At 77.2% G+C, this 3,504-nt stretch carries 3 protein-coding genes; all 3 read left to right on the top strand.

The genetic code is table 11. The annotated features are described in order from the left end of the window. Positions 1 to 165: 165 nt before the first annotated feature. Positions 166 to 978, top strand: a complete 813-nt coding sequence (locus ABT263_RS38550; RefSeq protein ID WP_352298569.1) for a polysaccharide deacetylase family protein — start codon at positions 166 to 168, stop codon at positions 976 to 978. Beyond that, the gene (locus ABT263_RS38555) at positions 971 to 3,040 is read left to right on the top strand and encodes a glycosyltransferase (protein ID WP_352298572.1); all 2,070 of its coding nucleotides are present in this window, start codon (positions 971 to 973) and stop codon (positions 3,038 to 3,040) included. The genes ABT263_RS38550 and ABT263_RS38555 overlap by 8 nt, the downstream gene beginning before the upstream one ends. Beyond that, positions 3,040 to 3,504, top strand: a 465-nt coding sequence (locus ABT263_RS38560) for a hypothetical protein (RefSeq protein WP_352298575.1), incomplete at its 3' end; no start/stop codon positions are given. The genes ABT263_RS38555 and ABT263_RS38560, both read left to right, overlap by 1 nt.

A 3,504-nucleotide genomic window follows, 5' to 3' on the forward strand; every position in this document is an offset into this window, starting at 1 on the left:
CGGGGCGCTCGGCGCCGGCGCCTGCCTGGCGGCGGCCGGGTACACCGTCGGCCGGCTCGCCCGGGCGGACGCCGGGGCCACCGCGGCCACCGCGGACGCCGGGGACACCGGTGCGGCCCCCGCCGCCCCGCCCGGCGTCGAGGCCGTGTCCACCAGGAGCCGGCCATGAAGGAGGTCCCGGTGTTCCTGTACCACTCGGTCTCGGACGACCCGCCGCCGTGGATCGCGCCGTACACCGTGACCCCCGCGGCCTTCCGCCGCCAGATCGACCGGATCGTCGACAGCGGGCGGCCCGTGGTGCCGCTGCGCCGGCTGGTCTCGGCGATCCTCGGCGGCCCGCCGCTGCCGCCCCGCGCCGCCGTCCTCACCTTCGACGACGGGTTCGCCGACTTCTACTGGACGGTGGCCCCGCTGCTCGCCGAGCGCGGCCTGCCGGCCACCCTCTACGTCACCGTCGGCGCCGTCCACCCGCCGGGCGGCCCGCCCACCGGCAGCCTCTTCCCGCCGGCCGACATGCTGAACTGGCGGCAGATCAGCACCCTGGACGCGATGGGCGTCGAGATCGGCGGCCACTCCGTCACCCACGCCCAGCTGGACACCGTCTACGGGCGGCGCTGCACCGACGAGATCGTCGAGTGCAAGCGGCGCCTGGAGGACGCCCTCGGCCACGAGGTCGCCGCGTTCGCCTACCCGCACGGGTACTCCAGCCCGGCCGTCCGGCGCAAGGTCCGCGAGGCGGGCTGGACGTCGGCGACCGCGGTGGAGAACAAGTTCAGCTCCGCCTCCGACTCCGTGCTGCGGATCTGCCGGCTGATGGTCCGCAGCGACACCCCCGACCACGTCTTCGACGGCTGGATCGCCGGGCGCGGAGCCCGGGTCGGACCCGTCCCGGAGAACCTCTACACGCGGCTCTGGCGCAACTACCGCCGGCTGCGCACCGCGGTCGGCAGTCCGGTCGGAAGGCCGTCCAATGGTTGACCAACTGGCCCCCGCCCAGCTCCCCACCGGCGGCCCGCCCCCGGAGCCCGACGGCGCGCGCCCGCCCGGGCGCCTGCGCGCGGGGCCGCTGCGCGCGCTGCGCGCCGGCTGCCGGGAGGCCGGGCCGCTCGGCGTCTTCGCCCGCCTGGCCCTGCCGGTGGCGCTCGCCCTGTGGCTGCTCGCGCTGCCCCGGGTGCGGCTCGGCGGCATGGGCGACCTCGGCCTGATCCAGGTGCTGCCGGCCCTGTACTGGACCGGCCTGGCCCTGCTGGTGGCCGGCTTCGTCGCCGTCCTGCGCGACCGGCGGATCCGCCAGCGCTGGGCGGCCGGGTACGTCCTCGCCCTGATCGCCTTCCTCCACGCCACGCCCACCCTGCTCTACCCGGAACTGCGGTACGCGTGGGCCTGGAAGCACGTGATGGTCGTGGACGCCATGCTGCGCCACGACGGCTCCGTGCCGAACGCCGGCGAGCTGGACATCTACAACCAGTGGCCCGGCTTCTTCCAGCTCAACGTGCTGCTGCTGCGCGCCACCGGCCTGCACTCCGCGCTCGGGTACGCGGCCTGGTTCCCGGTGCTCACCAACGTCCTGCTGCTCGGCCCGCTGCTGCTGATCTTCCGTACCGTCACCCGGGACCGGCGGCTGGTCTGGGGCGGCATCTGGATCTACTACAGCACCTCCTGGATCGGCCAGGACTACTTCTCCCCGCAGGCCTTCTCCTACCTGCTGTTCCTCGCGGTGCTCGCGCTGGTGCTGCGCCGGCTGGCGGCCACCCGCGTCGCGCAGGGACCGCCCGGCGGGGGAGCGTCCGCCGGCCGGGACGCCACGGCGGGTGGGGGAGCCACGGCGGGTGGGCGAGGCCCGGCCGGCGCGCGGAGCGGGCCGGGCACCGGCGCCCGGGCGATGACCTGGGTGACCGACATCCCGCCCCGGGGCGGCTGGCGCCCGCTGCCGTTCGCCCTGGTGCTCGTCCTGACGGCCGCCATCGCCTGCTCGCACCAGCTCACCCCGCTGATGCTGATCAGCGCCCTGCTGATGCTCGCCCTCCCGCGGCGCAACCGCCGGGTGGTGCTGCCCGCCCTGGTCGGTGCCGTCGGCATCACCTTCGCCTGGGACGCCACGGTCGCGCGGCCCTACCTGGCCAAGAACATCGGCAACCTGGTCGCCGCGCTGGCCTCGCCCGACAACAACGCGCTGCCCGGCCTCCAGCGGCTCGCCCAGCCCGCCCCCGGACAGGTGTTCGCCTCCTGGGTCGACCGGGGCCTGACCGCCGCCGTCCTGCTGCTCGCGGTGACGGCGGTGGTGCACCACCGCTGGGTGCGCCGCACCCCCCTGCCGCTGCTCCTGATCGCGCCCGTCCCGCTGCTGCTCGCCAACAGCTACGGCGGCGAGATGATCTTCCGCGCCTACCTGTTCGCGCTGCCCGCGGCCGCTCTGCTCGCCGCGACCGTGCTGATCCCGTCCTCCCGTGCTCCGGCCGGTTCCGCCGCCCCGGCGGGCACCCCCGCGGGCCACCGGGCCCGACGCCCGCGCCGGGCGCTGCCCGCGGTGCGCCGGGGGCTGACCCTGGTGGCGCTGCTCGCCCTGCTGGGCGGCCTGGTCTTCGGCTACTACAGCAAGGAGGCCATGAACACCTTCGGCCCCGGCGAGGTCGCCGCACTGCGCTACGTCGCGCACACCGCGCCGCCGGGGTCGCGGATCGTCTCGGTCACCGCGGACCTGCCCGGCTCCGAGGAGCGCTACGACGAGCTCAGCCGGACGGCGCTCTCGGTGGGCACGCCCGACGACCGCCGGCAGCTGGTCGCCGACCCGGCCTCGGCCGTCGAGGCCGCACTCGCCGACCCCGCCGTGACCGGCCCCTCGTACCTCGTGCTGACCAAGGCCCAGACCGCCGAGTGCAGGCTGACCGGCATCCTGCCCGCCGACACCGTCGACCGGGTCCGCGCGGCGGCCTCCGCCTCCCCGACGCTGCGGGTCGTGTTCACCGACGGTGACGCCACCGTCTACCGGCACTCCGCCCAGGTCGCCGTCGAGAGCCCGTTCGCGGAGAGTGGGCAGTGATGATGAGGCCGCCTCCCCGCACCGCCGCCCGGCTGGCGCCCGCCCTGCTCGGCTGGGCCGCGCTGGCGTCCACCGGGCTGGCGGCGGGCAGTCCGCTGCGCGTCGCGCTGACCGGCGCCTTCCTGGTGATCGGCCCGGGGGCGGCCGTCCTGCTGGCCCGGCCCACCGTCGCCCGGACGGCCGGCGGGCCCGACCGGCTCGCCGCCGCCTCGCTCGCGGTGGCGCTGAGCACCGCACTGGCCGCGCTGACCGCCGTCGCGCTGCTGGGCTCCCACGTCTTCTCGGTGCGCGCCGCGCTCGCCGCCCTGGCGGCCGTCACCACGGTGCTCGCCCTGGTGCCGCACCGCACCCGGCGGGGCCGGCCGGCCGGGGCGCGGCCGGGGCCCGGACGGTGGCGACCGGGGCGGGGCCCGCCGGGCGGGCGGGGGGGTGGGGGGGGCCCGCCGCGGGGGGGGGGGCCCCCC

The organism is Kitasatospora sp. NPDC001603 (assembly GCF_040298365.1).
Classification (GTDB): domain Bacteria; phylum Actinomycetota; class Actinomycetes; order Streptomycetales; family Streptomycetaceae; genus Kitasatospora.